The 649-nt window shown below is 66.1% G+C and carries 1 protein-coding gene; it reads right to left on the bottom strand.

All coding sequences use genetic code 11. From position 1 onward, the window contains the following. Positions 1–649, bottom strand: a 649-nt coding sequence (locus ABD994_RS31120) for a cytochrome c oxidase subunit I (RefSeq protein ID WP_345425580.1), incomplete at both ends; no start/stop codon positions are given.

Raw genomic sequence — 649 nt, 5'->3', positions numbered from 1 at the left:
TGAGGTGCGGGTAGTGCAGCTCGAACGCCGGGCGCTCGGAGCGGATCCGCGGCAGCTCGGTGAAGTTGTGCCGCGGCGGCGGGCACGACGTGGCCCACTCCAGCGAGTTGCCGTGGCCCCACGGGTCGTCCACCTCGACCGGACGGCCGTAGCGGTAGCTGTGGAACACGTTCCACAGGAACGGCAGCGTCGAGGCCCCGAGGATGAACGCCCCGATCGTCGAGATCGTGTTCAGCGTGGTGAACCCGTCGGTGGCCGCGTAGTCGGCGTAGCGGCGCGGCATGCCCTCGTTGCCCAGCCAGTGCTGCACCAGGAACGTCAGGTGGAACCCGATGAACGTCAGCCAGAAGTGCACCTTGCCGATGCGCTCGTCCATCATCCGGCCGGTCATCTTCGGGAACCAGAAGTAGATGCCGGCGTAGGTGGCGAACACGATCGTGCCGAACAGCACGTAGTGGAAGTGCGCGACCACGAAGTACGAGTCGGACACGTGGAAGTCCAGCGGCGGGCTGGCCAGCAGCACGCCGGTGAGGCCACCGAACAGGAACGTCACCAGGAAGCCGACCGAGAACAGCATCGGCGTCTCGAACGTCAGCTGGCCGCGCCACATGGTGCCGATCCAGTTGAAGAACTTGATGCCGGTCGGCAC

Source organism: Actinomycetospora chlora, assembly GCF_039542135.1.
GTDB classification, from domain to species: Bacteria; Actinomycetota; Actinomycetes; order Mycobacteriales; family Pseudonocardiaceae; genus Actinomycetospora; species Actinomycetospora chlora.
This window is presented reverse-complemented; position numbering and strand designations above follow the sequence as displayed.